The sequence below is a fragment of the Sulfitobacter sp. W074 genome (assembly GCF_025142275.1).
Lineage (GTDB): Bacteria > Pseudomonadota > Alphaproteobacteria > Rhodobacterales > Rhodobacteraceae > Sulfitobacter > Sulfitobacter profundi.
In genome coordinates this window covers 45,361-69,192 of the sequence record NZ_CP081130.1, presented here as the reverse complement: position 1 = coordinate 69,192, position 23,832 = coordinate 45,361, and the positions used below count along the sequence as shown (strand labels likewise).

At 61.2% G+C, this 23,832-nt stretch carries 24 protein-coding genes; 18 read left to right on the top strand and 6 right to left on the bottom strand.

All coding sequences use genetic code 11. The features are described from left to right. The first annotated feature begins 56 nt into the window (after window positions 1-56). Window positions 57-2,315 (top strand): NADP-dependent malic enzyme, encoded by a 2,259-nt coding sequence (locus K3762_RS00310; protein ID WP_132443957.1) that lies wholly within the window; start codon window positions 57-59, stop codon window positions 2,313-2,315. Next, the gene (locus K3762_RS00305; protein WP_120349790.1) at window positions 2,315-3,190 is read left to right on the top strand and encodes a ribokinase; all 876 of its coding nucleotides are present in this window, start codon (window positions 2,315-2,317) and stop codon (window positions 3,188-3,190) included. The genes K3762_RS00310 and K3762_RS00305 overlap by 1 nt, the downstream gene beginning before the upstream one ends. 16 nt (window positions 3,191-3,206) lie before the next feature. Here K3762_RS00305 and msrA read toward each other — a convergent pair whose 3' ends face one another. Further along, a complete protein-coding gene (msrA, locus tag K3762_RS00300) occupies window positions 3,207-3,872 on the bottom strand; it encodes a peptide-methionine (S)-S-oxide reductase MsrA (protein ID WP_120349789.1) in 666 nt (221 codons plus the stop codon). A gap of 155 nt (window positions 3,873-4,027) precedes the next feature. On the opposite strand from msrA, the gene K3762_RS00295 reads away from it, so the two are divergent. Together K3762_RS00295 and K3762_RS00290 are read left to right on the top strand one after the other, a co-directional pair. Beyond that, window positions 4,028-4,726: an HAD family hydrolase gene (locus tag K3762_RS00295; RefSeq protein WP_132443956.1), complete on the top strand. Its 699-nt coding sequence runs from the start codon at window positions 4,028-4,030 to the stop codon at window positions 4,724-4,726. 67 nt (window positions 4,727-4,793) lie between these two features. Further along, complete coding sequence (locus tag K3762_RS00290; RefSeq protein WP_260010809.1) at window positions 4,794-5,207, top strand: hypothetical protein; 414 nt, start codon at window positions 4,794-4,796, stop codon at window positions 5,205-5,207. A 145-nt stretch (window positions 5,208-5,352) separates the two neighbouring features. On the opposite strand, the gene K3762_RS00285 is transcribed toward K3762_RS00290, so the two are convergent. Next, window positions 5,353-6,579 (bottom strand): argininosuccinate synthase, encoded by a 1,227-nt coding sequence (locus tag K3762_RS00285; RefSeq protein ID WP_067622271.1) that lies wholly within the window; start codon window positions 6,577-6,579, stop codon window positions 5,353-5,355. A 124-nt stretch (window positions 6,580-6,703) separates the two neighbouring features. On the opposite strand from K3762_RS00285, the gene ilvA reads away from it, so the two are divergent. Then, entirely contained in the window at window positions 6,704-7,936 is a 1,233-nt protein-coding gene (gene ilvA / locus K3762_RS00280) for a threonine ammonia-lyase IlvA (protein ID WP_260010807.1), read from the top strand. An 89-nt stretch (window positions 7,937-8,025) separates the two neighbouring features. After that, window positions 8,026-9,294, top strand: coding sequence for a PP2C family protein-serine/threonine phosphatase (locus tag K3762_RS00275; RefSeq protein ID WP_260010804.1), 1,269 nt, complete (start codon window positions 8,026-8,028; stop codon window positions 9,292-9,294). On the opposite strand, the gene K3762_RS00270 is transcribed toward K3762_RS00275, so the two are convergent. Beyond that, window positions 9,291-9,728 carry an NUDIX domain-containing protein gene (locus tag K3762_RS00270; RefSeq protein WP_132443952.1) on the bottom strand — a complete coding sequence of 146 codons (438 nt, stop codon included), beginning with the start codon at window positions 9,726-9,728 and terminating at the stop codon, window positions 9,291-9,293. The two genes, K3762_RS00275 and K3762_RS00270, sit on opposite strands and share 4 nt — an antisense overlap. 76 nt (window positions 9,729-9,804) lie before the next feature. Here K3762_RS00270 and K3762_RS00265 point away from each other — a divergent pair, with 76 nt between their 5' ends. From K3762_RS00265 to K3762_RS00235, 7 genes are all read left to right on the top strand, one after another. Continuing rightward, window positions 9,805-10,779: an Hsp33 family molecular chaperone HslO gene (locus K3762_RS00265; RefSeq protein ID WP_067622281.1), complete on the top strand. Its 975-nt coding sequence runs from the start codon at window positions 9,805-9,807 to the stop codon at window positions 10,777-10,779. Between the two features lies 1 nt (window position 10,780). Then, a complete protein-coding gene (locus K3762_RS00260; RefSeq protein WP_067622284.1) occupies window positions 10,781-11,377 on the top strand; it encodes a CoA pyrophosphatase in 597 nt (198 codons plus the stop codon). After that, the gene (locus K3762_RS00255; protein ID WP_132443951.1) at window positions 11,374-12,534 is read left to right on the top strand and encodes a CCA tRNA nucleotidyltransferase; all 1,161 of its coding nucleotides are present in this window, start codon (window positions 11,374-11,376) and stop codon (window positions 12,532-12,534) included. The genes K3762_RS00260 and K3762_RS00255 overlap by 4 nt, the downstream gene beginning before the upstream one ends. Window positions 12,535-12,699: 165 nt before the next feature. After that, on the top strand, window positions 12,700-14,538 hold the full coding sequence (locus K3762_RS00250) for an ABC transporter ATP-binding protein (protein WP_132443950.1): 1,839 nt from the start codon (window positions 12,700-12,702) through the stop codon (window positions 14,536-14,538). Beyond that, window positions 14,535-16,367: an ABC transporter ATP-binding protein gene (locus K3762_RS00245; RefSeq protein ID WP_132443949.1), complete on the top strand. Its 1,833-nt coding sequence runs from the start codon at window positions 14,535-14,537 to the stop codon at window positions 16,365-16,367. The genes K3762_RS00250 and K3762_RS00245 overlap by 4 nt, the downstream gene beginning before the upstream one ends. Window positions 16,368-16,404: 37 nt before the next feature. Beyond that, complete coding sequence (locus tag K3762_RS00240; RefSeq protein WP_132443948.1) at window positions 16,405-17,628, top strand: class I SAM-dependent RNA methyltransferase; 1,224 nt, start codon at window positions 16,405-16,407, stop codon at window positions 17,626-17,628. A 114-nt stretch (window positions 17,629-17,742) separates the two neighbouring features. After that, complete coding sequence (locus tag K3762_RS00235; RefSeq protein WP_259946743.1) at window positions 17,743-18,240, top strand: murein L,D-transpeptidase family protein; 498 nt, start codon at window positions 17,743-17,745, stop codon at window positions 18,238-18,240. A 67-nt stretch (window positions 18,241-18,307) separates the two neighbouring features. Here K3762_RS00235 and K3762_RS00230 read toward each other — a convergent pair whose 3' ends face one another. Next, entirely contained in the window at window positions 18,308-18,805 is a 498-nt protein-coding gene (locus K3762_RS00230; protein ID WP_260010799.1) for a CAP domain-containing protein, read from the bottom strand. 167 nt (window positions 18,806-18,972) lie between these two features. On the opposite strand from K3762_RS00230, the gene K3762_RS00225 reads away from it, so the two are divergent. Both K3762_RS00225 and K3762_RS00220 read left to right on the top strand, forming a co-directional pair. Continuing rightward, window positions 18,973-19,584, top strand: a complete 612-nt coding sequence (locus K3762_RS00225; protein WP_067627906.1) for a L,D-transpeptidase — start codon at window positions 18,973-18,975, stop codon at window positions 19,582-19,584. A 141-nt stretch (window positions 19,585-19,725) separates the two neighbouring features. Beyond that, window positions 19,726-19,908, top strand: a complete 183-nt coding sequence (locus K3762_RS00220) for a hypothetical protein (RefSeq protein ID WP_067261136.1) — start codon at window positions 19,726-19,728, stop codon at window positions 19,906-19,908. A 104-nt stretch (window positions 19,909-20,012) separates the two neighbouring features. Here K3762_RS00220 and hemH read toward each other — a convergent pair whose 3' ends face one another. After that, entirely contained in the window at window positions 20,013-21,086 is a 1,074-nt protein-coding gene (gene hemH, locus K3762_RS00215) for a ferrochelatase (RefSeq protein ID WP_132443945.1), read from the bottom strand. Between the two features lie 51 nt (window positions 21,087-21,137). Then, window positions 21,138-21,956: an SAM-dependent methyltransferase gene (locus tag K3762_RS00210; protein ID WP_132444176.1), complete on the bottom strand. Its 819-nt coding sequence runs from the start codon at window positions 21,954-21,956 to the stop codon at window positions 21,138-21,140. Window positions 21,957-21,970: 14 nt separating this feature from the next. On the opposite strand from K3762_RS00210, the gene K3762_RS00205 reads away from it, so the two are divergent. The 3 genes from K3762_RS00205 to K3762_RS00195 are packed head-to-tail and all read left to right on the top strand — an operon-like array spanning window position 21,971 to window position 23,827. Continuing rightward, complete coding sequence (locus K3762_RS00205) at window positions 21,971-22,702, top strand: ComF family protein (protein WP_120349777.1); 732 nt, start codon at window positions 21,971-21,973, stop codon at window positions 22,700-22,702. A gap of 37 nt (window positions 22,703-22,739) precedes the next feature. Beyond that, window positions 22,740-23,000 (top strand): glutaredoxin 3, encoded by a 261-nt coding sequence (gene grxC / locus K3762_RS00200; RefSeq protein ID WP_067941907.1) that lies wholly within the window; start codon window positions 22,740-22,742, stop codon window positions 22,998-23,000. Next, on the top strand, window positions 22,997-23,827 hold the full coding sequence (locus K3762_RS00195; RefSeq protein ID WP_132443944.1) for a carbon-nitrogen hydrolase family protein: 831 nt from the start codon (window positions 22,997-22,999) through the stop codon (window positions 23,825-23,827). The genes grxC and K3762_RS00195 overlap by 4 nt, the downstream gene beginning before the upstream one ends. Window positions 23,828-23,832: the final 5 nt, after the last annotated feature.

Below are 23,832 nucleotides of genomic sequence, written 5' to 3'. Positions count from 1 at the left end.
TGTGCAGGCGTCCGATCGTGGCTAAGAAGATTCCAAAGCAAGGGAAGGGCCATATCGTGACCAGAAAGAACCGTATCACCTCTGAAGAGGCGCTTGCCTTTCACCTTGAGCCGACGCCCGGCAAATTCGAGATCTCGGCCACGGTGCCGATGACCACCCAGCGGGACCTCAGCCTCGCCTATTCCCCCGGCGTGGCGGTGCCCTGCGAGGCGATCGCGGAAAACCCCGAGACGGCCTATGACTACACCAACAAGGGCAATCTGGTGGCGGTGATCTCAAACGGGACGGCGGTGCTGGGCTTGGGGAACCTCGGCGCGCTGGCGTCCAAGCCAGTGATGGAGGGCAAGGCGGTTCTGTTCAAACGCTTTGCCGATGTGAACTCGATCGATATCGAGCTTGATACAGAGGATACCGAGGCTTTCATCAACGCCTGCAAGCTGATGGGCCCGACCTTTGGCGGCATCAACCTCGAAGACATCAAAGCGCCTGAGTGTTTCATCATCGAACAACGTCTGAAGGAGGAGATGGACATCCCCGTCTTCCATGACGACCAGCACGGCACGGCGGTGATCTGTGCCGCGGGCCTGATCAACGCGCTGCATCTGTCGGGCAAAAAGATCGAAGACGTGCGCATCGTGCTGAATGGTGCGGGGGCGGCGGGCATCGCCTGTCTGGAACTGCTCAAATCGATGGGCGCGCGGCATGACAATTGCATCATGTGCGACACCAAGGGTGTGATCTATCAGGGTCGTACCGAGGGCATGAACCAGTGGAAATCGGCCCATGCCGCCAATACCGAGCTGCGCACGCTTGAAGAGGCGATGAAGGGGGCGGATGTGTTCCTTGGGGTTTCGGTCAAGGGCGCGGTGACGCCTACAATGGTCGCCTCCATGGCCGATAACCCGGTGATCTTCGCCATGGCGAACCCGGATCCAGAGATCACCCCCGAAGAGGCGCATGAGGTCCGTATGGACGCCATCGTCGCCACCGGGCGGTCGGATTATCCGAACCAAGTTAACAACGTGCTGGGCTTTCCCTATCTCTTTCGCGGTGCGCTGGATATTCACGCACGCGCCATCAACGATGAGATGAAGATCGCCTGCGCCCATGCTTTGGCGCAACTGGCGCGTGAGGATGTGCCCGATGAGGTGGCGCTGGCCTATGGCCGCACGCTGAGCTTTGGTCGCGACTATATCATCCCCACGCCCTTTGATCCGCGTTTGATCCACCGCATTCCGCCTGCCGTGGCCAAAGCGGGGATGGACACAGGGGCCGCCCGGCGGCCGATCATCGATATGGATGCCTATGAACTGGGGCTGAAATCGCGGATGGACCCGACGGCGAGCATCCTGCGCGGCATCAACGCCCGCGCTCGGGCCAATCAGGCGCGGATGATCTTTGCTGAGGGTGATGATCCCAAGGTGCTGCGCGCGGCAGTGATGTACCAGCGTGCGGGTCTCGGCAAGTCGCTGGTCGTGGGCCGCGAGGATGACGTGCGTGCCAAGCTCGAAGAAGCGGGCATGGCCGACGCGGTGCGCGAGTTGGAGGTGGTGAACGCCGCCAATACACAGCATTTGGAAACATACAAAGATTTCCTTTATGGCCGTCTGCAGCGCAAAGGGTTTGACCGCAAAGACATCCACCGCCTTGCTTCGCGCGATCGTCACGTCTTCGCGGCGCTGATGCTGGCGCATGGACATGGCGATGGTCTGGTCACCGGGGCCACGCGCAAATCGGCGCATGTGTTGGAACGGTTGAACCACGTCTTTGACGCAAATGCCGAAGCGGGAGCCGCAGGCATCACGGCGTTGCTGCACAAGGGTCGCATCGTCTTTATCGCAGATACGCTGGTCCATGAATGGCCCGATGAGAACGATCTGGCCAATATCGCCGAAAGCGGCGCGCGTGTGGCGCGGCATCTGGGGCTGGAGCCGCGGGTTGCCTTCGTCAGCTTCTCGACCTTTGGCTACCCCGTCTCGGAACGCGCCGAAAAGATGCACCTCGCGCCCGAAGTGCTCGACCGGCGCGGCGTCGATTTCGAATACGAAGGCGAGATGACCGTCGACGTGGCTCTGAACGCGGCCAGTCAGGCGAACTACCCGTTCTCGCGGCTGACGGGGCCTGCCAATATCCTCGTGGTGCCAGCGCGGCACTCGGCCAGCATCTCGGTCAAGCTGATGCAAGAGATGGCGGGGGCCACGGTGATCGGGCCGATCCTCACCGGCTTGGACAAATCGATCCAGATCTGCTCCTCCACCTCCACGGCGAATGACATTCTTAACATGGCCATTCTCGCGGCCTGCAAGGTGGGCTGATGATCTGGAACCTCGGCTCTATCAACGCGGATAACTTCTATCTGTTGCCCCATCTGCCGGGGCCGGGGGAGACGATTTCGGCCCGCAATTTTCGGCAAGGGCTGGGCGGTAAGGGGGCCAATATGTCGGTCGCCGCCGCCCGCGCCGGGACGCGGGTGATGCATGTCGGCGCGCTTGGGGCCGATGGCGGTTGGGCGCTGGAACGGCTGTTGGAATACGGGGTCGAGACGGCGCATATCACCTTGATGGAGGGGGTCACCGGCCACGCCAATATCGCCGTTGATCTTGAGGGCGAGAACAACATCGTCATTTTCCCCGGCACCAACCACGAAATCACCGATGAGATGATCGGCGCGGCGCTGAGTGAGGCCTCCTCTGGCGATTGGCTGTTGATGCAGAATGAGACCAACGGCCAGCGGTTCGCGGCCCGGACCGCAAAAACATTGGGCCTGCGGCTGGCCTATGCCGCCGCGCCTTTCGATGCAGCCGCGGTGACGGCGATCCTAGACCAGATCGATCTGTTGGTATTGAACGAGGTCGAAGCGGCGCAGCTTCGGGCCGCGACGGGGGGTGAGCTGCGGCAACTGCCTGTCGATGACATCGTGGTGACGCTGGGCGCCGGGGGTTGCGAATGGGTCTCTAACAAGGCGCATCTGGTGGAAAGTTACCCCGCCTATCGGGTCGAGGCGGTGGATACGACCGGGGCGGGGGATACCTTTACCGGCTATCTGGTCGCCGGGTTGGATCGGGGGATGACCATGCCGCAGGCGATTGATCTGGCGATGCGCGCCGGGGCGCTGATGGTCATGCGCCATGGCACCGCGGATGTGATCCCCGACCTGAAAGAGATCCGGGATCACGATTTTCGTACCTAAGCGATCGGTGTCGCGGTTACTTTACGAAGGGTGCCGCGCTGCCCCAAAGCTGTTTCACACGGGCATCCCGGCCACAGCCGTTGCGGTAGCGTTTGTAGGCGACTGATTTTTTGACCGCCACGCCGACACTGCTGAAGGCCAGCCGCTCGCTGCTTTTGTAGTAGTCTTGGTGGTAATCCTCAGCCGGATAAAACGGCGCATCGCCAAGGATTGGGGTCACGACTTTGGCGCCGAGGGCGGTCTGCGCCTCGGCCTTTGCCGCCTCTGCAGCGCTTTTCTGGGCGGGGCTGCCCGCAAAGATCGCGGTGCGGTAGCTTTCCCCTCGGTCACAGAATTGGCCGCCCGCATCCGTCGGGTCGATTGAGCGGAAAAAGAGATCCAGCAGCGTTTTGCGGCTGACCACGTCTGGGTCGAACTGGATTTGCACGGCCTCATAGTGGCCAGTGTTGCCGCCGGTGACCTGTTTGTAGGTGGGGTTCTGGGTGCGCCCCCCGGCAAAGCCCGAGACGGCTTCTTTCACGCCTTTGACGGATTCGAAATCCGCCTCGACGCACCAGAAACAGCCGCCCGCGACGGTCAGCACCTCGGTTTGCGCCGCTGCGGCAGGACGGTTCTGCGTCGCGAGGCCCAAAGTGATGGCGAGGGTCAGAATGGCGGGTTTGAACATTGATTTTCGGAACATGATGGTCCTCCTCTGGCGTAGGGTTGCCGCTGGGGCTGAGATAGCGCAAGGCCGGGGCAGGGGAAGTCACGCGCTGGTGAAGGCAATTTACCACTTGGCGAGATGGCGCGTTCTTTCTAGCGTTCCGGGTTTAACGGCAATGGGGGAAACCTTTCATGCGAATTGCGATGTGGTCAGGGCCACGCAATCTAAGCACCGCGATGATGTATAGTTTCGGGGCGCGGCAGGACTTTACCGCGATGGATGAGCCTTTCTACGCGGCCTATCTGAAGGCGACCGGGTTGGAACATCCGATGCGCGACGCGGTTCTGGCAGCACAGGACCAAGACCCTGCGCGGGTGTCCTTAGGGTTTGTGCAGGAAGGTGCGCGGCACCTTTATATGAAACATATGGCGCAGCATATGATTGACGGGTTTCCGCTGGACTGGGCGGAGGATTGTGTGAACATCCATCTGATCCGCCATCCCGCACGGGTGATCGCGAGCTACGCCGCGAAACGTGAAGCGCCCCGTTTGGCGGACATTGGATTTGACCGGCAGCTTATGCTGTTTGAGCGTTTGGGCGGGCTGGTCATCGACAGTGGCGATATCCGTGCGGACCCGGAGGGGATGCTGCGCAAACTCTGCGCCGCGATCGATCTGCCTTTCGACCCAGCGATGCTGCACTGGTCTGCAGGGCCACGCCCCGAGGATGGGGTTTGGGCCCCGCATTGGTATGGGGCGATCCATCAAAGTACCGGGTTTGCCGGACCCGAGGGGGATTTGCCCCTGCTGAACGGGGCGAATGCTGAGGTTCTGGCCGCCGCCTTACCCTATTATGAGCAGCTATTTGCGGAACGTCTTAAAAATTTCTGAAATCTGCGAAACTTATTTTGGGTCGCTGTCGTGACTACGGCGTTATTTCAAACGGAGGGAAAACCAGATGAAAAAATTTGCAAGCACCGTAGTCGCCCTGTCCATGATCGCCGGTGGCGCATGGGCTGATGCTCATGCCATGGCAATGGTCGAAGCGTCGGGCCAAGATGTTTCGAATGGCGTCGTTAGCGCCGATAAAGTGATGGCAGGAGAGAATGGCTGGCTGGTCGTGCACCGCACCGATGCCGACATGAAGCCCGGCCCTGTTGTGGGCTATGCGCCGCTGCGTGCGGGTGAGAACACCGACGTGGCCGCGATCCTGCAAGAGGACGTGGCTTCGGGTGATATGCTGATGCTGATGGTGCATTCCGAAGATGGCGGCATGAAGACCGGTGTGTTCGAATACACGCTGGGCGCCAAGGAAGATGGGCCGATCAAGCCAAACGGCGAATTGGTGATGAAAGTCGTCACTGCCGATTGATTTGGCATTGATAGATGTAGAAAGGCCCGGGCGGAAGCGTCCGGGCCTTTTGCGTTTTTGTTTGGGGCCAGCCGCCGGGGGGCGCTGCCCCCGGACCCCCGCGGGTATTTAAGAAAGAATGAAGGGGGTCTAGGTCCCCCGTGTTTCAGCCTTTGGTGCGTTTGTCGCGGGCGGCGAGGAGTTTGAGCCGCAGGGCGTTGAGTTGGATAAAGCCTGCGGCGTCTTTTTGATCGTAGGCGCCGGCGTCGTCTTCGAAGGTCACATGGGCTTCGGAGTAGAGGCTGTGATCGGACCAGCGACCCACGGTGCGGACGTGGCCTTTGTAGAGTTTCAGACGCACGGTGCCGGTGACATGGGCTTGGCTTGCGTCGATGGCGGCTTGCAGCATGGTGCGCTCGGGGCTGTACCAGAAGCCGTTGTAGATCAGTTCGGCGTATTTCGGCATCAGCTCGTCTTTGAGGTGCATGGCGCCGCGGTCGAGGGTGATGGATTCGATGCCGCGGTGGGCTTCGAGCAGCAGGGTGCCACCGGGGGTCTCATAGATGCCGCGGGATTTCATGCCGACGAAGCGGCCTTCGACCAGATCGAGACGGCCGCAGCCGTGTTTGCCGCCAAGCTCATTGAGTTTGGTGAGGATCGTGGCGGGGGACATAGCTTCGCCGTTGATGCTGACGGCATCGCCGCGCTCAAAGCCGATTTCGACGTATTCGGGCGTGTCCGGCGCGTCTTCGGGGTTTACCGTGCGCTGGTAGACATAGTCGGGCGCGTCGATGGCCGGGTCTTCGAGGACTTTGCCTTCGGAAGAGGTGTGCAGCAGATTGGCATCGACGGAGAAGGGGGCTTCGCCGCGTTTGTCTTTTGCGACGGGGATTTGGTGCGCTTCGGCGAATTCCAAGAGTTTGGTGCGGCTCGACAGATCCCATTCGCGCCAAGGGGCGATGACTTTGATGTCGGGGTTGAGCGCGTAGGCGGCCAGTTCAAAGCGGACCTGATCGTTGCCTTTGCCGGTTGCACCGTGGGCCACGGCATCGGCACCGGTTTCTTCGGCGATTTCCACGAGGCGTTTGGAGATCAGCGGACGGGCGATGGAGGTGCCTAAGAGATACAGACCTTCATAGACCGCGTTGGCGCGGAACATCGGGAAGACGAAGTCGCGGACGAATTCCTCGCGCACGTCTTCGATGTAGATGTTCTCTGGCGCGATGCCCATCATCTCGGCCTTTTTGCGGGCCGGTTCAAGCTCTTCACCTTGGCCGAGGTCGGCGGTGAAGGTCACCACCTCGCAGCCATATTCGGTTTGCAGCCATTTCAGGATGATCGAGGTATCGAGGCCGCCGGAATAGGCAAGCACGACTTTCTTGGGCGCGGACATGACGGGGTTCCTTTCAAGTTCGCCCTGCGAGGTAGCGGTTTTCGCGGGCGCGGGCAAGATTGAAGCCTGCGTTGACCTATGCAGGCTGCGCGCCTATCGACGAATGGCAGCAAGGAGAGCACAGATGGCGGATGAATTTGCACAGCAAGCACAGGCGGCGGCAGAGGCGCTGCGGGCATTGTTCCCGGCGACACCGCTGCTCCGCAATGAGCATCTGTCGGACCGCTTTGGCGCGGAAATCTGGCTGAAGCGCGAGGATTTAAGCCCGGTGCGCTCTTACAAGCTGCGCGGAGCGTTCAATGCGATGCGCAAAGTGATCCCGGGGCAGGGGCTGTTTGTCTGTGCCTCGGCGGGGAACCATGCGCAGGGGGTGGCTTTTGCCTGCAGCCATTTCGGGGTGCGCGGCGTGATTTTCATGCCGGTGACCACGCCGCAGCAGAAGGTGCAAAAGACCCGGATGTTCGGGGGTGAGAATGTCGAGATCCGGCTGGTGGGGGATTATTTCGATGCCACCTTGGCGGCAGCACAGAGTTTTTGCCGGGACGAGGGCGCGCATTTCCTGTCGCCTTTTGACGATGATGACGTGATTGAGGGGCAGGCTTCTGTTGCTGTGGAGATTGCCGCGCAATTGGGCCGGGTGCCGGATCGGGTGATCTTGCCCGTAGGCGGCGGCGGGCTGTCTTCGGGGGTGGTCAGTTATTTTGGGGACGCCTGCGACTATACATTCGTCGAACCCGCAGGGGCTCCGAGCCTTGCGCGGGCGTTGGAGGCCGGGGCGCCGGTTGATGTCTCTCCGATTGATAACTTTGTGGATGGCGCTGCGGTGGCCAAGATCGGCGCGCGGACCTTTGAGCGTTTGCGCGGGGTGAACCCGGCGGATGTGGTGCATCTGCCGGAGGACCGGATTTGCGTGACGATCAACGAGATGTTGAATGTCGAAGGCATCGTTTTAGAGCCAGCAGGCGCGCTGTCGATAGATGCGCTGGGCGAGGTGGCCGATCAGATTGTCGGCAAGACGGTGGTCTGTGTGGCTTCGGGCGGCAATTTCGATTTCGAGCGTTTGCCAGAGGTCAAAGAGCGGGCGCAGCGCTATTCGGGCGTGAAGAAATATTTTATTCTGCGCATGCCGCAGCGGCCGGGGGCGTTGAAGGAGTTTCTGATGCTGCTTGGTCCGGAGGATGACATCTGCCGGTTTGAGTATTTGAAGAAGTCGGCGCGAAATTTCGGCTCTGTCCTCATTGGGATCGAGACGCGGCGACCTGAGAATTTTAAGCCCTTCCTTGAACAGCTGGGGCAATCCGGCTTTACCTATACGGATATCACCAACGACGAGACCTTGGCGCAGTTCGTGCTGTAGGCGCGCCCGACGCGGCGGATTTACAGAAGAATTCACGTTTCGGTAAGCCATCGCTGTTTAGATCAGCAGGCCTGTCAGGATCGTGTCGCATGAAATTGGATATCCCCAGCCTCTCTGAAGCGGTGGCGACGCCTGCTGTGTCGCCATTGATTTTGGTGGTTGAGGGGGATGAAACCCATCGGGGTTTTCTCTCGGCGTCTCTGAGGGCATGGGGGTATGAGGTGATTTCTGCCGCGTCGGGTGCTGTGGCTCTGACCCTTTGCGAGCGCCGTTTGCCTGATATTGTGCTCTGCAGTTGGGCGATGACGGGGCTGTCGGGGCTCGACGTCTGCCGGGCTTTCCGAAGCCTGTCGGAAGAGCGTCGTGGCTATTTCATTTTGCTCACCGACAGGCCTGAAGGTGGCGTGGTGACCCGCGCCCTTTATGCGGGGGCGGATGATGTGTTGATCCGGCCAATCGGTCCGCCGGACCTGCGCGCACGGGTCATGGCAGGGGAGCGTTTTCTGGTCATGCAGCGTGAGTTGACGCAGAAAAACAAGCTGATCACCGAAACATTGGATGTTCTTCGGCAGGTGCATGCGCTGATCGACAAGGATTTGATTGAGGCCAAGAAATTCCAGCAATCGCTGCTCCGCGAACGCTATCGCGCCATGGAGGGGGGCAATCTGTCGATGATGCTGCGCTCCGCCGGGCATGTTGGCGGCGATTTGGTGGGGTATTTCCCTGTGCGGCCGGGGGTCGTGGGGCTTTTCGGTTTGGATGTGTCGGGCCATGGCATCAGCTCGGCCCTGATGACGGCGCGGCTGGCCGGATATCTGTCGGCGTCGACGCCGGACCAGAACCTTGCGCTCACGCTATTGCCCGGGGGCAGCTATGCGGCGCGCCCCCCGGGGGAGGTGATCGAAGAGCTTAACGATCTTGTTCTTCATGAGATGGAGACGGAGCATTATTTTACGCTGATGCTGGCGATTGCCGACCTCACCACCGGGGAGGTCACAGTTGCGCAGGCAGGGCACCCGCATCCCGCTTTGCTGCGCGGCGATGGGCAGGTCGAACAGCCGGGCACCGGGGGCTTTCCTGTTGGCTTGCTCGCCGGGGTGGGATTTGAGGAATATAAGCTTCAGATGGCGCCGGGGGACAGGCTGTTGATCCTATCGGATGGGGTGACGGAATGCCCCGATCCGGGCGGAGAGATGTTGGGCGAAGACGGTTTGGCGCGGATGCTGGGTGAATTGCGCCGGTTCAGCGGTCCGGCGCTTCTCAGCGCGCTGGTCTGGAAGCTTTCCGAATTCGCGGGCAGCCGTGATTTCCCCGATGATGTTTCAGGGATATTGCTGGAGTATCAGGGCAACGTTTAGCGCAGGTGGCGTTGCAGAAACAGGCGGTCGCCTTCGTTTGCGAGGGTCGCCAATGCTTCGCTGGCCGATAGCACCAAGGTGGCGTGATGCGGCTCTGTCGGCGCGGCGATCTGGCGCACGGGATGCGCGACGTAGATATGGCAGATCTTTTGCGCCCAGAGGTCGTAATCCTTCATATAGGTAAAGCGACGGAACGCGCCCAATCGGCGCGGGCGGGCAATGCGCCAGCCGGTTTCCTCCAGCACTTCGCGGTGGAGTGCTTGGAGCGGGGATTCTCCCGCTTCGATACCGCCGCCGGGCAATTGCACCTCGGTGTCTTGGGCCATTTCCAGCGTCATCAGAAAACGGCGTTGCAGCGGGAGAATGGCATAGACCCCGGGCCGCGGTGTGTAGCTTTGGCCGGGCTGTGGTGTCTCACCTGTACGTCGGATCATCTGCTGCCCCTTTTTCCATGGGTTGCTGCGCCTATATAGACGCGGTATGCCAAGCGGCCCCCGATAAGGAAACCCGATGACCCAAGGAACTAAAATCGCGTGGGACGATACCGTTCTGCCCTTTCAGCTTGATGATGTCGACATGCGCGGCCGCGTGGCGCGGCTTGATGGCGTGTTGGAGGGCATCCTGAAGCAGCACGACTATCCGCCGCAGGTCGAAGCCTTGGTGGCCGAGATGGCGTTGTTGACCGCATTGATCGGTCAGACGATCAAACTGCGTTGGAAACTGTCGCTACAGGTGCAATCCAAAGGTGCCGTTCGGATGATCGCGACCGATTACTACGGCCCCGAAAAGGAAGGCGAGCCTGCGCGCATCCGCGCCTATGCCAGCTATGATGCGGATCGGCTGACCGATGACGCCCCGTTTGAACAGATCGGCGAAGGCTATTTCGCGATCATGATCGACCAAGGCAAAGGCATGACCCCCTATCAGGGCATCACGCCGCTGGCCGGTGGGTCTTTGGCTGCCTGTGCGGAAGCCTATTTCGCCCAGTCCGAGCAGTTGCCGACCCGCTTTTCGCTAAGCTTTGGCAAATCGTCGGGTCCGGGCGAGCCAGAGCATTGGCGTGCTGGTGGCATCATGTTGCAACATATGCCCAAAGCCTCGCCACTATCGGCGTCGGGCGAAGGGACGGGTGAGGTCCTCAAGGCCGATGATTTGGTCGAAGGCGACGAGGCCGAGAATTGGAACCGCGTGAACATCCTGCTCGGCACGGTTGAGGATCTTGAGCTGATCGGACCCAGCGTACCGCCGACCGATCTGCTGTTGCGATTGTTTCACGAGGAACAACCGCGGGTCTATGACCCTCAGCCGGTGCGTTTCGGCTGCACCTGTTCCGAAGACCGCGTGCGTCAGAGCCTGTCGATCTACTCGGCCCGCGATATCGAAAAGATGACCACGGACGAAGGGCGGGTGACCGCAGACTGCCAGTTCTGCGGCGCGCATTATGACCTTGATCCGGCCACGGTCGGTTTCGACGCCAAGGCCTAGGGTGAGCGACCGGTTCCAGTCCTTTCGCGAGGCGCTTGCCCAGACTGGGGTGGAATCCTCCGATTTCGATCTGAACCCGGAGGTCACCCTGCCCGAGGGGCGCAGTCTGCGGCCTGCGGGTGTGCTCGCCCCGGTGGTGGATACCGGAACGCGGCTGGAACTGATCCTGACCAAGCGGTCTTCGGCGCTGAAACATCACCCCGGGCAGATTGCCTTTCCGGGGGGTAAACAAGACGGCGGCGATGCGGATGTCATCGCCGCCGCCCTGCGCGAAGCGCGCGAAGAGATCGGCCTGCCGAGCGACATCGTAGATGTCTTGGGTGTTCTTCCGGCCCATGAGACGGTCACCGGCTTTAGCGTCACCCCCGTGATCGGCTATGTGACGCGCGATTTCACCGTGGTGCCAGAACCCGGCGAGGTCGAAGAGGTGTTTCGCGTGCCGCTCGACCATGTGCTGAACCCCAGCAACTACCTTGTGCATTCCCGGCGTTGGCGGGGCCAGCGGCGGTATTATTACGCTGTTCCCTATGGCCCCTATTACATCTGGGGCGCGACCGCGCGTATGTTGCGGGCATGGGCGACCCGCATGAACACATGATTCCAACCACGACGCGATGGTTACATGACGCAGACGCACAGCGGGTTTGCCGCGTGGTGCAGGATGGCGGGCACCGTATCTATTTCGTCGGCGGTTGCGTGCGCGACGCGCTGTTGGGTCTGCCGGACAGCGATGTGGACCTCTCCACCGATGCGACACCTGAAGCGGTGATGGCGCTGGCCAAGGCCGCCGGGGTCAAGGCCGTGCCGACAGGGATCGACCATGGCACGGTAACGCTTGTGTCGGGCGGCAAACCGTTTGAGATCACCACCTTTCGGCGCGATGTGGAAACCGATGGCCGCCGGGCTGTCGTGGCCTTTTCCACCGATATCGCCGAAGATGCCCGCCGCCGTGATTTCACGATGAACGCGCTCTATGCTACGCCCGAGGGCCGTGTGATTGACCCGTTGGGCGGCCTGCCTGACCTGTACGCGCGACGGCTGCGTTTTATCGAGGATGCAGGTCAGCGTATCCGCGAGGATTACCTGCGCACCCTGCGCTATTTTCGCTTCATGGCGTGGTATGGCGACCCGGAGGCGGGGCCGGAGCCGGAGGCGCTGGATGCCATCGCGTCGAATTTGGATGGGTTAGAAACGCTTTCGGCAGAGCGTGTCGGGCAGGAGTTCAAAAAGCTGCTCCGCGCGCCGGATCCCGCCCCCGCCTTGGCGTTGATGCGGCAAACCGGTGCCTTGCCGGTGCTTTTGCCGGGGAGTGATGACCGCTGGCTATCCATGCTGGTTCATTTTGAACAAATGTTGGGGCTTGAGCCTGACTGGCTGGTTCGGCTGGCCGCGCTGGGCGGGGAAGCTTTGGCGGATCGTCTGCGGTTGAGCAAGGCAGAGGCCAAGCGCCTGACGTTGCTGCAAGAGCAAGGCTTTGCCGGGCCACCGCTGGCCGAACTTGCCTATCGTCATGGGGCAGGGATCGCCCATGGCGCTGCAATGCTACGCGGCGCTATGGCAGAACAGATGCCCGAAATCACCGTGTTAGAGACGATTTCGAACGCCGCCACTGCCCGTTTTCCGGTAATGGCCAAAGACCTGATGCCAGCGTTCAAAGGCCCGGCCTTAGGGCAAGAGCTTGCCCGGCTGGAGCAAATCTGGATCAACTCCGGCTTCACCCAGACCCGCGCGGAGTTGCTGCGAAAGTCCAGCTAGGTCGACATCGCGCGGAAATTCGGCTATCCAAACCGCATTACAAGGGAGATGGGCGAGATGTACCGCGGGATCTGGTTTAGCTAAGCTGGCATAACCATTGCCCCTTTGCGGCTTTGCTATTGGGCATTGCCGCGTATTTTGCACGTCTATTTCCAAGGTCTCCCCATGTTTCGCTTTTTCGAAAACCTCGTTGATCCCTATGTTGCCTATCGGGAAAAGGATCATCCGCCGCAGGGGCTTTTGCCCTTTTTGCGGGACTACGCGCAGCCGTTTAAAAAGGTCTTTGTCCTCGCCGGGGTGATGGCGATCCTTGTCGCAGCGATCGAGATCGGTTTGATCTACTATATGGGCCGTATCGTTGACCTGCTCGGCAGCGACCCCGCGCAGATGTGGGAGGACTATGGCACCGAACTGACCCTCGTGGCCCTTGCCGTCCTGTTCCTGCGGCCCTTGGTGCAGGCGGTCGACGTGATGCTTCTCAACAATGCGATCCTGCCGAACTTTGGCACCCTGATCCGCTGGCGGGCGCATCGGCATGTGTTGCGGCAATCCGTCGGCTGGTTCGAGAATGATTTCGCCGGGCGTATCGCCAACCGGATCATGCAGACACCCCCGGCAGCGGGGGAGGTGATCTTTCAGGTTTTTGACGCGATCTCTTATTCGCTGGCCTATATGATCGGCGCGGCGATCCTGCTGTCCACCTCTGATATCCGCTTGTTAGTGCCGCTTTTGGGGTGGTTTATCCTCTACGCTGGCTTGGTGGCATGGACGATCAAACGGGTCGGGCCTGCGTCCAAGGCGGCGTCGGACGCGCGGTCTCAGGTGACGGGGCGCGTGGTGGATGCCTATACGAATATCCATTCGGTCAAGATGTTCGCGCATCATGATTTAGAGGTCGACTTTGCCGGAGAGGCCATCGAAGAGGCGCGGCGTACCTTTCAGGGCGAGATGCGGATTTTCAGCATCATGGACGTGGTGCTGACCCTTCTCAACGGCATGTTGATCGTGGGTATCGTCGGCTGGGCGCTGGTGCTTTGGATGGCGGGCGAAGCGAGCGTCGGCGTCGTGGCCGCTGCCGCCGCGCTGGCGCTGCGGCTCAACTCAATGACCAGTTGGATCATGTGGGCTCTGTCGAGTTTCTTCCGCGAACTGGGTGTCGTGGCCGAGGGGATGGAGACCATCGCCCAGCCTCTCGCCCTGACCGACCGACACGATGCGCCCCCCTTGAAGCTGACCGAAGGCCGGATCGAGATGGCAGGGCTAAGCCATCATTACGGGCGCGAAAGCGGCGGGATCCAAGGTATCGATATCACCGTGCAGCCGGGGGAGAAGATTGGCCTTGTTGGCCGCTCTGGCGCAGGGAAATCGACCCTCGTGAAACTGATGCTGCGGTTCTACGATGCCGAAACAGGTCAGATCCGGATCGACGGGCAGGACATTGCACAGGTGCGGCAAGACAGTCTGCGGCGGCATATCGGTGTCGTGCAGCAGGATTCATCGCTGCTGCACCGCTCGGTGCGGGAAAACATCCTTTATGGCCGCCCTGATGCAACCGAGGCTGAGATGATCGCGGTTGCGAAACAGGCGCAGGCGCATGAGTTCATCCTTGATCTGACTGACCCGGAGGGGCGGGCGGGCTATGAGGCACGTGTCGGTGAACGGGGTGTGAAGCTTTCCGGCGGGCAGCGTCAGCGCATCACGCTGGCGCGGGTCATCCTGAAGAACGCGCCGATCTTGCTGCTGGATGAGGCGACAAGCGCGCTCGACAGTGAGGTGGAGGCGGTCATTCAAGAAACGCTCTATGACATGATGGCGGGCAAGACGGTCATCGCCATCGCGCACCGCCTGTCCACGATTGCCGAGATGGACCGAATTCTGGTTTTGGATCAGGGCCGTATCGTTGAAGAAGGCACCCATGACGCGCTTTTGCAGAAAGCTGGCCTATATGCAGCCTTCTGGCACCGTCAGTCGGGCGGTTTTCTCGCATTGGATGACAAGTCGTGAGCATTTCGAACTGGATCAACCCGTTTCACCCCGCCAATGGTCCGCCGCCGCAAACGCTGGGGGCTTTCATGCGCTGGTGCCTGTCGGGCGCTTGGCCGGTGCTCTGGCTCGCGGCTTTTCTATCGGCGGCCGCTGGCGCGATGGAGGCGGGCACGGCGTGGATTTTGGGCAAGGTCATCGATGCCACGGTCAGCACGGGCCCCGAGCGGTTTTTCGAAGGCAGCAGTCTGGTGTTAGTACTGGGCGCGGTGGCGTTCTTTTTGGTGGCGCGGCCTGTGCTGTTCGGCCTGTCCTCGGCCTCGAACGCGATCATGGTGCAGCCCAATGTCAACCCGCTGGTGCTGTCGCGTTTGCACCGTTGGACGCTGGGGCAGAACGTAAATTTCTTTGACGAAGACTTCGCCGGGCGCATCGCGCAAAAGCAGATGCAGGCGGCGCGGGCGGTGACGGATGTGGCGGCTGAGGTGATCAACGTGGTGGCCTTTGCGCTCGCCTCCCTCGTGGGGTCGGTGGCGCTGCTTCTGGCGATCGATTGGCGCGTGGCGGTTGGGTTTTCGGTCTGGCTGGTCATGTATCTGGCGCTGATCAACTGGTTCTTGCCGCGCGTGCGCAAGCGGGCGGCGGGCCGTGCCGGGGCGCGGGCGTTGGTGTCGGGGCAGGTGGTGGATACGATCACCAATATCAAGACGGTGAAACTCTTTGCCCATGCCGATCACGAGGACCGCGCAGCGCTTTCCGCGATGCAAAGCTTTCGGGCCCGGGCGCTGGAGTTTGGCTATCTCGCCGCAGGGTTCCGTTTGGCGCTGATGAGCCTTGCCGGGCTTCTGCCGGTTCTGCTGTTGGGCGGCACGATCCTGCTGTGGCAGCGCGGCATGGCGAGCGAGGGGGATATCGTGGCCTCGGGTGCCATCGCGATCCGTATCGCCCAGATGACCGGCTGGGTGTCTTTCACGCTGATGGCGATCTATTCCAACATTGGTGAGGTCGAAGACGGCATGCGCACTTTGACGCCGCGCGTGCGGTTGGATGATGGGCCTGATGCGCAGGAATTGGTCGTGGAGGCCGGGCAGATCGAACTGCGCGACCTCGGCTTTGCCTATGGCCGCCAGACGGGTGGGATCGACCAAATTTCACTGACCATCAAACCGGGCGAGAAGCTGGGGATCGTTGGTGCCTCGGGGGCAGGGAAATCGACCCTCGTTGCGCTGCTTTTACGGCTCTATGAACCGGAACAGGGCAAGATCGTGATTGACGGAATGGATACATCGGAAGTCACGCAAGAGAGCTTGCGGCGCAATATCGGCATGGTCACGCAAGAAACCGCGATGTTCAACCGCTCCGCGCGGGACAACATCCTTTACGGGCGGCCCGATGCGACCGAGGCCGAGGTTATCGCGGCGGCCGAACGTGCCGAAGCGCATGAATTCATTCAGGAACTCGAGGATCACAAAGGCCGCCGCGGCTATGACGCGCATCTGGGGGAGCGTGGGGTGAAGCTTTCGGGTGGACAGCGTCAGCGCATCGCCTTGGCCCGAGCGATCCTGAAAGACGCGCCAATACTGGTGTTGGATGAGGCGACGAGCGCGCTGGATAGCGAAGTTGAGGCGGCCATCCAGCAGACCCTAGACCGCGTGATGGAAGGCAAAACCGTGCTGGCCATCGCCCACCGCCTATCGACCCTGACAGAGATGGACCGCATCATGGTGTTGGACGCAGGCCGCATCGCAGAGATCGGCAGCCATGCTGATCTGCTTGCCCAAGATGGGCTTTATGCACGCTATTGGCATCGTCAGTCAGGCGGGTTTCTGGATGTGAGGGCGGCGGAATAGGCTTTCGCTGTGGCCTTTGCCGCGCTATGGGCAGGCTATGACAGAACATCACATCTTGCGCCTTGGCCACCACGGCGACGGCATCGCCGAAGGTCCGATCTTTGCTCCGATGACCCTGCCGGGGGAAACCGTCAGCGGTGAGGTCGAGGGCCAACTGCTGCGCGACGTGCGGATCGTTACGCCGTCAGAACAGCGGGTCGCGCCGCCGTGCCGCCATTTCAAATCCTGCGGGGGCTGCCAGTTGCAGCATGCCGCAGATGATTTCGTGGCTGCGTGGAAGGTTGATGTGGTGCGCAATGCGCTGTCGGCGCATGGGTTAGAGACAGAATTTCGCCCCATCCAAACCTCACCCGCGCAATCGCGCCGCCGGGCCACCTTTGCTGCGCGCCGCACGAAAAAGGGCGCCATGGCGGGGTTCCATGGCCGCGCTTCCGACGTGTTGATCGAGGTGCCAGGCTGTCAGTTGGTCGACCCCGCGCTTTTGCCGGGGTTGAAGGTTGCAGAGGAGCTGGCGCTGATCGGCACCAGCCGCAAGGCCGAATTGGCCGTGACCGTGACGCTGTCGGAAGAGGGGCTGGACGTGTCTGTTGCCAATGGCAAACCGCTCGATGGGCCGCTGAGGCAACAGTTGGCGCAGACCTGTGAGGCTTTGGCGCTAGCACGGCTGACTTGGAATGGCGAGGTGATCGCGATGCGTGCGCCGCCCGCGCAGCGCTTTGGCAACGCAGCGGTCACGCCCCCGCCGGGCGCGTTTTTGCAAGCCACCCGCCATGGCGAAGCGGCCCTGCGCGCCGCCGTCGTGGATGCCGTGGGGGAGGCCGAGACCGTGGCGGACCTGTTCGCAGGCTGCGGCACCTTCGCTTTGCCACTGGCGCAAAAGGCGCGGGTTCATGCGGTTGAGGGCGATGCCGAGATGATCGCCGCGCTTGAGGGCGGCTGGCGACGGGCCAAGGGGGCCAAACCGCTCACCGTTGAGACACGCGATCTGTTCCGCCGTCCGCTCTTGCCGGATGAATTGGCCAAGATCGACGCCGTCGTATTGGACCCGCCCCGCGCCGGGGCCGAGGCGCAGGTGGCCGAGATCATCCGCGCCGGGGTGCCGCGCGTGGCCTATGTTTCTTGCAACCCGGTCAGCTTTGCCCGTGATGTGCAAAATATGGTGGCGGCAGGGTATCGGCTGGACTGGGTGCAGGTCGTGGACCAGTTTCGCTGGTCGTCGCATGTGGAGCTTTCCGCTTGCCTGACACTGCCGGAAGGTTAAGCAAAAGGGCTGCATTTGGCTCGGCTCATCACCTCTTTTTGAATGAAATTAATCCCTCATTGTGGTAGCTCAGGTAAAAAGGGCCGGAATGGCCGGGGCTTTGAGGGCACAGTGATGAAGCGCAGGACAATGATACTTGGCGGCACCGCTATGGTGGCGCTTGGGGCGTGCAGCAGCAGTAAATTCAAACGATACAATGGTCCCGAAGTGACCTATGTGGTTGTGAACAAAAGCCAACGTCGCATGATGCTGTTGCATCATAACCGCGTGTTGGAGGACTATCCGATCAAGCTGGGCTTCGCTCCTGTGGGTCACAAGACCTTTGAGGGGGATGGGCGCACGCCCGAAGGGCTGTACCGAATCGACCGTCGCAATCCGAACAGCCGCTTTCATCTTTCCGTCGGGATCGATTACCCCAACGCACGGGATATCGAGACCGCCCGCGCCATGGGCAAAAGCCCCGGCGGCGATATCTTTATTCACGGGCAAAAAGACCCGCGGCAGAAAGAAAAGAACGATTGGACTTGGGGCTGTATCGCGGTCACCAACAAAGAGATCGAAGATGTCTATGCGATGGTGCGCGATGGCACGCCGATCCTGATCACACCCTGATCACCGGGTCGGTCAAAACGAAACCGGCCCCCGCAGGGGCCGGATAAACCGCTTGTTCAGCGAAAGATCAGTTGCCGACGACCAGCGTCCACCAGATCTTGCCACCGTTTTCCTGATACCAAGAGAAACCCATCTGGCGGCCATCGGGTGCCATCAAGATGCGGCGGGTGTCTGGCTGCTCCATCCAGGCGGCGAGGGTTTCAAGCTCGGTCTCATAGGTTTCCGAGATGACTTCGCCGACCAGACCGCCGGTATAGCCAACGCGCTGGATACGGTCGATCGGCGACGACCCGTCAGAGCCGAAGTGCCATGGACGGTTTTGCACCGACATATCGCGCGAGTGGGTCGCGGCGGCGGCGTTCAGTTTGGCATCCAGCGCCAAAGGCGTGACCCCAGCCGAGCTGCGCAGCGCATTCACCGAGTCGAGCATACGGAATTGGATTGTACCCGCGTCGGAACGGCTGATGCGGTAGGAACCGCCGGCTTTGCCGCCACTCGTGCTGGACGGGGCACAGGCAGACAGCGCAACCGTCAGCGCCAGCAGGATGGTCAGGATACGGATCATATGAGCGCTCCACGCAATGAGATTTTTTCTGCCTTACATCGGGGCGCGTTGCAGTTCAAACGCACATAGGCGTGACTCTGCCGTATGGGGCCGGTTTCAATTGAAACTGCGTCTTTCGAGCCATATACATGGCGTTAATTAGCATAATTTCAGTTTGGAGACGCTCCATGTCCGCTCACCGTTTTTCGATTAAGAGCCGCCGTGGCTTTCTGGCTGGCAGCGCCGCGATGCTTGCCACACCGGCGCTGGCGCAAAGCACCTCTTCTTTCAACTCCTCCGCGACGACCGAGACAGAGCGCGATCTGACTGAATCGGTCCAGCGCAATGTCTCGAGCTTCCGGATGTTGGATTGGCGCCCCTATTTCAGCAACACGCGCAACGGCGCGGTGCTGGTCGATATCGACAGCCGGGCGGTGCATTACTGGTCCGAGGACCAGAGTGTTTACAAACTCTACCCCTCGTCGGTGCCGCTGACCGAAGATCTCACGCGCCGGGGTCGCACCCGTGTCATCAAAAAGGTCGAGGGGCCAAGCTGGCGTCCCACGCCTTCCATGCTCAAGCGCAATCCCGAGTGGCCGCCCTATGTCGGGCCCGGCCCGGATAACCCGCTGGGCACCCATGCGCTGTACCTCAGCTGGACATATTACCGTATCCACGGAACCCACGACACAAGAAAAATTGGCCGCAAGTCTTCCAATGGTTGCATTGGGCTCTATAACGAACATATCGCCGAACTTTTTGCCATGACAAAGGTCGGCACGCAGGTGTTGCTTATTTGACGACATCCCCCTGATTCCTTGATGCAATAGCTGATTCCGGGTTTGCAAACTTTTGCCGATACTGTTTAGAACGAGATTACGAGGTAAGTCTTGGGTGCGTGTATGTATATGATACAGCACGCCTATTCTGGAGGTTATGTTATGAAGAAACTCGTTCTCGCCGCTGCTCTGTCCGCTGCTGCATCGACTGCTTTTGCTGGTTCGCTGGCCGAGCCGATCGTCGAAGCACCGGTCATCGTGGAAGAAACAACAGGTTCGTCCTCGGGCATCCTGGTTCCCCTGATCCTGCTGGCACTGGTTGCCGCAGCTGTTGCTTCCGACTAATCGGAACTGACGATCAAACGGAAAAGGCGGTGCAATGCACCGCCTTTTTTGTATTCTGCGTATGGCTTTGAAAAAGGGGCCGCCGCAGCGACCCCAAGGCGGGCTTAGACCCAGCCAGCCAGATTTTCACTGATGATCGTGGTCAGTGCCTCGATATGCGCGGCATCATCGTTCAGGCAGGGGATATAGGTGAAATCCTCGCCGCCGGCCTCTTCAAAGCTTTCCTTGATCTCTTCGTTGATCTCTTCGAGCGTTTCGATGCAGTCGGCCGAGAAGGCAGGCGCGCAGACGGCGATGCTTTTCTTGCCAGCCTTGGCCTGTCGGGCGACCTCTTCGACCGTATAGGGTTGCAGCCATTCCTCGGGGCCGAACTGCGACTGGAAAGTCGTCATGATCTCGCTGTCGCCCCAGCCCAGACGCTCTTTCAGCAGGCGCGTCGTTTTCTGACATTGGCAATGATAGGGGTCGCCCTCCATCAGATAGCGCTGCGGCAGACCGTGGTAGGAGCAGACCAGTAGGTCGGGCTTTTTGTCCTTCGCGGCATAGGCACGCTCAACCGATTGGGCTAGCGCTTCGATATAGTCGGGGCGGTCGAAATAGGGGGCAACGGTGCGCGACGCGGGCTGCCATTTCTCTTTGGCCAGCGCGGCAAAGAAAGCGTCATTCGCCGTTGCGGTCGTGGCCCCGGCATATTGCGGGTACAGCGGGAAAAACAGGATCTTCTGGCACCCTGCAGCGGTCATCGCTTCGACCTTGGACCGGGTCGATGGGTTGCCGTAGCGCATGGCGTAATCGACCATCACATCGTCACCGTAACGCGCCTGCATCGCCGCCTTGATCTTGGCTGTCTGCGACTTGGTGATCGTCGCCAGCGGGCTTTCGTTCTCAGCCTCGTTCCAGATGGATTTATAGGCCGCGCCGCTGGTGAAGGGGCGTTTGGAAAGGATCACCGTCTGCAACAGCGGCTGCCATTTCCACGGGCTGTAGTCGATCACCCGGCGGTCCGAGAGGAACTCGCTTAGGTAGCGGCGCATCGACCAATAGTCATAGCCGTCCGGCGTGCCGAGGTTGGCGAGCAGGACGCCAACCTTGGGACGCGGGACTTTGGGGTGGTCGTTGGGGCCGTGTTCCGGTTGGCCGGAGTCTGGTTGGGCGGATTGGGGCTGGGCTGCCTGCATGGGGTTTCCTCGCATATGATCCGCGCAGAGATAGCCGCTTTGCAGATTGGGTCAATCGGGGAGCGGCTCCTCGCGACTATTCAGCGCATCTGCAAGCCGCTGTTGGGCCGATCCGGGGCGCAGGGGTTTCTGCTGGCTTTCATCCGGTGCCCAACCGGCGAGGAAGATCATATCGAAGGTCGCGGTAACCCGGCCCGATGCGGCGGTGAAATGGGTGGCGTAAAGCTCTGCCGCGCGGGTCAGAACCGCGCGGCCCGTGGGGCGGCGCAGGCGGGCTTGCAGGGCGTTGGTCTCACCCATCTCGCGCAGGTCGCGCATCAGGGCCCAAGCGTGTTCGTACTCCACGGTCAGCGGTTGGCTATCGGCCACCGGCAGCGCCAGTCCGGCGCGTTGCAACAGCGCGCCAAGGTCGCGCAGTTCCCCCATCGGGGCGATGCGCGGCGACAGGCCGCCGGTCACTTCGGCTTCAGCTTGGCCAAGGCAGGCGCGCAGTTCATGCAGGGTTTGCCCGCCCAGTGCCACGGCTTGCAACAGCCCATCGGGCCGCAGCGCACGGCGGCATTGGATCAGCTGGCCGATCGGGTCATTCGCCCAATGCAGCCCCATGGCGTGGATCACCAGATCATGGGCCTGCGGTTCCAGCGCCAGCACTTCGGCCTCGGGGATAATCTGGGCCTCAGGGAAGGCGGCTGCCCAGACCTGCGGGAAAGCGGTCACGATGGCTGGAGCGGTAAACGCTTTCTTAACCAATCCCACCCGATCCTGAACCTCATCGGCGGCTGCCTGTTGCAAGAACATGCCCCGCACCGTCGCGCGGGCGCGGCGATGGGCGAGGGCCTTGGGGTCGGTCAGTGTGGGCTGTGCTGTCATGAGGAACACATAGAATGCCGCCACGGGGACTTCAAACAGCAGTATCACTGATCTATCCGCCGCGCTGTTTGGGCTGCGGCGGTTTGGTCGATGCAGATTTTGGGCTTTGCGGCACCTGTTGGCGCGACACGGGCTTTATCGGTGGCACGGTCTGCGACGCCTGCGGCGTGCCGCTGCCGGGCGGCGGTGATGTGGCTTCACCGCATTGTGATGCTTGTCTTGCCACGCCGCGGCCTTGGGCACAGGGCCGGACGGCGCTGCTTTATCGCGATATGGGGCGCAGGCTGGTCTTGGCGCTGAAACACGGTGACCGCCAAGAGATCGCGCGCCCGGGCGCGCGGTGGATGGCGCAGGCGGCGCAGGGCCTCTTGCCTGATACGGCTCTGATCGCGCCGGTTCCGCTGCATTGGCGGCGTTTGCTGAAACGGCGCTACAACCAATCCGCCTTGCTGGCCAAAGCCCTGTCGGCTGAAACCGGCCGCAGTTGGTGTCCCGATCTGTTGCAGCGGGTCCGGCACACGCCGTCGCTGGATGGGTTGGGTCGGGCGGAACGGTACAGCGTCCTGCAGGAAGCGATCGCAGTTCATCCGCGGCGGCGACACCGTATCATCATGCGACCGGTGATTTTGGTGGACGATGTGTTCACCTCTGGCGCTACACTGACCGCCTGCACAGAGGCATGTCTTGCCGCCGGTTCCGGCCCCGTTTTCGTGCTGGCACTGGCGCGCGTGGCCAAAGAGACCTAGATCACTGTGCAACGTTAACTGTTCAAAGGGTGATCCTATGCAACCTGTCGAAATCTATACGTCGCCGCTCTGCGGTTTTTGTCATTCCGCCAAACGCCTGCTGACCCAGAAGGGAGCGGCCTTTGATGAGGTCGATGTTCTGTCGGAGCCTGAGCGCAAGAAAGAAATGATCCAACGCGCCGGCGGTGCCCGTACCGTGCCGCAGATCTTCATTGGTGACGTGCATGTGGGCGGCTGTGATGAACTTTATGCGCTGGACCGTGCGGGCAAACTCGACGCGCTGCTGCAAGACAGATGAAAATCGCGCTGCTGCAACTCAACGTCTCGGACGATCCGGCTGCCAATCTGATCGAAACCCGCGCCTTGTTGCGCGAGGCGGTGGCGGGCGGGGCAACGTTTGTCCTGACGCCTGAGGTGACGAATTGCGTCAGCACCAGCCGGACCCATCAGCAGGCGGTGCTCGCCTATGAGGAAGACGATGCCACCCTCGCCGCCCTGCGCGAAGAGGCGGCGAAGGCGGGCATTTGGCTGCTGATCGGCTCACTCGCGCTCAAGACGCGGGGCGGCGATGGGCGTTTTGCCAATCGGTCTTTCCTGATCTCTCCGAAGGGAGAGATTGTGGCCCGTTACGACAAGATCCATATGTTCGACGTGGATATCAGCGCGACCGAGACCTACCGCGAATCCGCAGGCTATCGCCCCGGTGACAAGGCCGTGGTGGCCGAGACGGCTTTTGGAAAGATCGGCATGTCGGTTTGCTATGACATGCGCTTTCCGTCGCTTTATCAAGCGCTTGCAGAGGCGGGGGCGCGTATCCTCACGATGCCTGCGGCCTTCTCTCCGGTGACGGGGGCCGCGCATTGGCACAGCCTGCTGCGGGCGCGGGCGATTGAGAATGGCTGCTATGTGTTGGCCCCGGCGCAGACCGGCACGCACGCCAGTGCCGGACACAAAACCCGCGATACCTATGGGCATTCGCTGGTCGTGGCCCCTTGGGGGGAGGTTGTGCTGGATGCCGGGACGGCCCCCGGCGTTTACTTTTGTGACATGGACATGGAAGAATGTAACAAGGCCCGCGCCAAAGTGCCCAGCCTTGCCAACCGCCGCCCCTTTGCCGCGCCCTGACCGGA

Excerpts from the sequence above, each read along its gene's own strand:
- K3762_RS00225 (WP_067627906.1), top strand. The coding sequence starts at position 18,973 with ATGTCCGCTCACCGTTTTTCGATTAAGAGCCGCCGTGGCTTTCTGGCT.
- K3762_RS00270 (WP_132443952.1), bottom strand. The coding sequence starts at position 9,728 with ATGATCCGACGTACAGGTGAGACACCACAGCCCGGCCAAAGCTACACA.
- msrA (WP_120349789.1), bottom strand. The coding sequence starts at position 3,872 with ATGTTCCGAAAATCAATGTTCAAACCCGCCATTCTGACCCTCGCCATC.
- K3762_RS00235 (WP_259946743.1), top strand. The coding sequence starts at position 17,743 with ATGAAGCGCAGGACAATGATACTTGGCGGCACCGCTATGGTGGCGCTT.
- ilvA (WP_260010807.1), top strand. The coding sequence starts at position 6,704 with ATGGCGGATGAATTTGCACAGCAAGCACAGGCGGCGGCAGAGGCGCTG.
- K3762_RS00210 (WP_132444176.1), bottom strand. The coding sequence starts at position 21,956 with ATGACAGCACAGCCCACACTGACCGACCCCAAGGCCCTCGCCCATCGC.
- grxC (WP_067941907.1), top strand. The coding sequence starts at position 22,740 with ATGCAACCTGTCGAAATCTATACGTCGCCGCTCTGCGGTTTTTGTCAT.
- K3762_RS00205 (WP_120349777.1), top strand. The coding sequence starts at position 21,971 with ATGCCGCCACGGGGACTTCAAACAGCAGTATCACTGATCTATCCGCCG.
- K3762_RS00265 (WP_067622281.1), top strand. The coding sequence starts at position 9,805 with ATGACCCAAGGAACTAAAATCGCGTGGGACGATACCGTTCTGCCCTTT.
- K3762_RS00255 (WP_132443951.1), top strand. The coding sequence starts at position 11,374 with ATGATTCCAACCACGACGCGATGGTTACATGACGCAGACGCACAGCGG.
- K3762_RS00195 (WP_132443944.1), top strand. The coding sequence starts at position 22,997 with ATGAAAATCGCGCTGCTGCAACTCAACGTCTCGGACGATCCGGCTGCC.
- K3762_RS00285 (WP_067622271.1), bottom strand. The coding sequence starts at position 6,579 with ATGTCCGCGCCCAAGAAAGTCGTGCTTGCCTATTCCGGCGGCCTCGAT.
- hemH (WP_132443945.1), bottom strand. The coding sequence starts at position 21,086 with ATGCAGGCAGCCCAGCCCCAATCCGCCCAACCAGACTCCGGCCAACCG.
- K3762_RS00240 (WP_132443948.1), top strand. The coding sequence starts at position 16,405 with ATGACAGAACATCACATCTTGCGCCTTGGCCACCACGGCGACGGCATC.
- K3762_RS00220 (WP_067261136.1), top strand. The coding sequence starts at position 19,726 with ATGAAGAAACTCGTTCTCGCCGCTGCTCTGTCCGCTGCTGCATCGACT.
- K3762_RS00230 (WP_260010799.1), bottom strand. The coding sequence starts at position 18,805 with ATGATCCGTATCCTGACCATCCTGCTGGCGCTGACGGTTGCGCTGTCT.
- K3762_RS00305 (WP_120349790.1), top strand. The coding sequence starts at position 2,315 with ATGATCTGGAACCTCGGCTCTATCAACGCGGATAACTTCTATCTGTTG.
- K3762_RS00275 (WP_260010804.1), top strand. The coding sequence starts at position 8,026 with ATGAAATTGGATATCCCCAGCCTCTCTGAAGCGGTGGCGACGCCTGCT.
- K3762_RS00250 (WP_132443950.1), top strand. The coding sequence starts at position 12,700 with ATGTTTCGCTTTTTCGAAAACCTCGTTGATCCCTATGTTGCCTATCGG.
- K3762_RS00290 (WP_260010809.1), top strand. The coding sequence starts at position 4,794 with ATGAAAAAATTTGCAAGCACCGTAGTCGCCCTGTCCATGATCGCCGGT.
- K3762_RS00295 (WP_132443956.1), top strand. The coding sequence starts at position 4,028 with ATGCGAATTGCGATGTGGTCAGGGCCACGCAATCTAAGCACCGCGATG.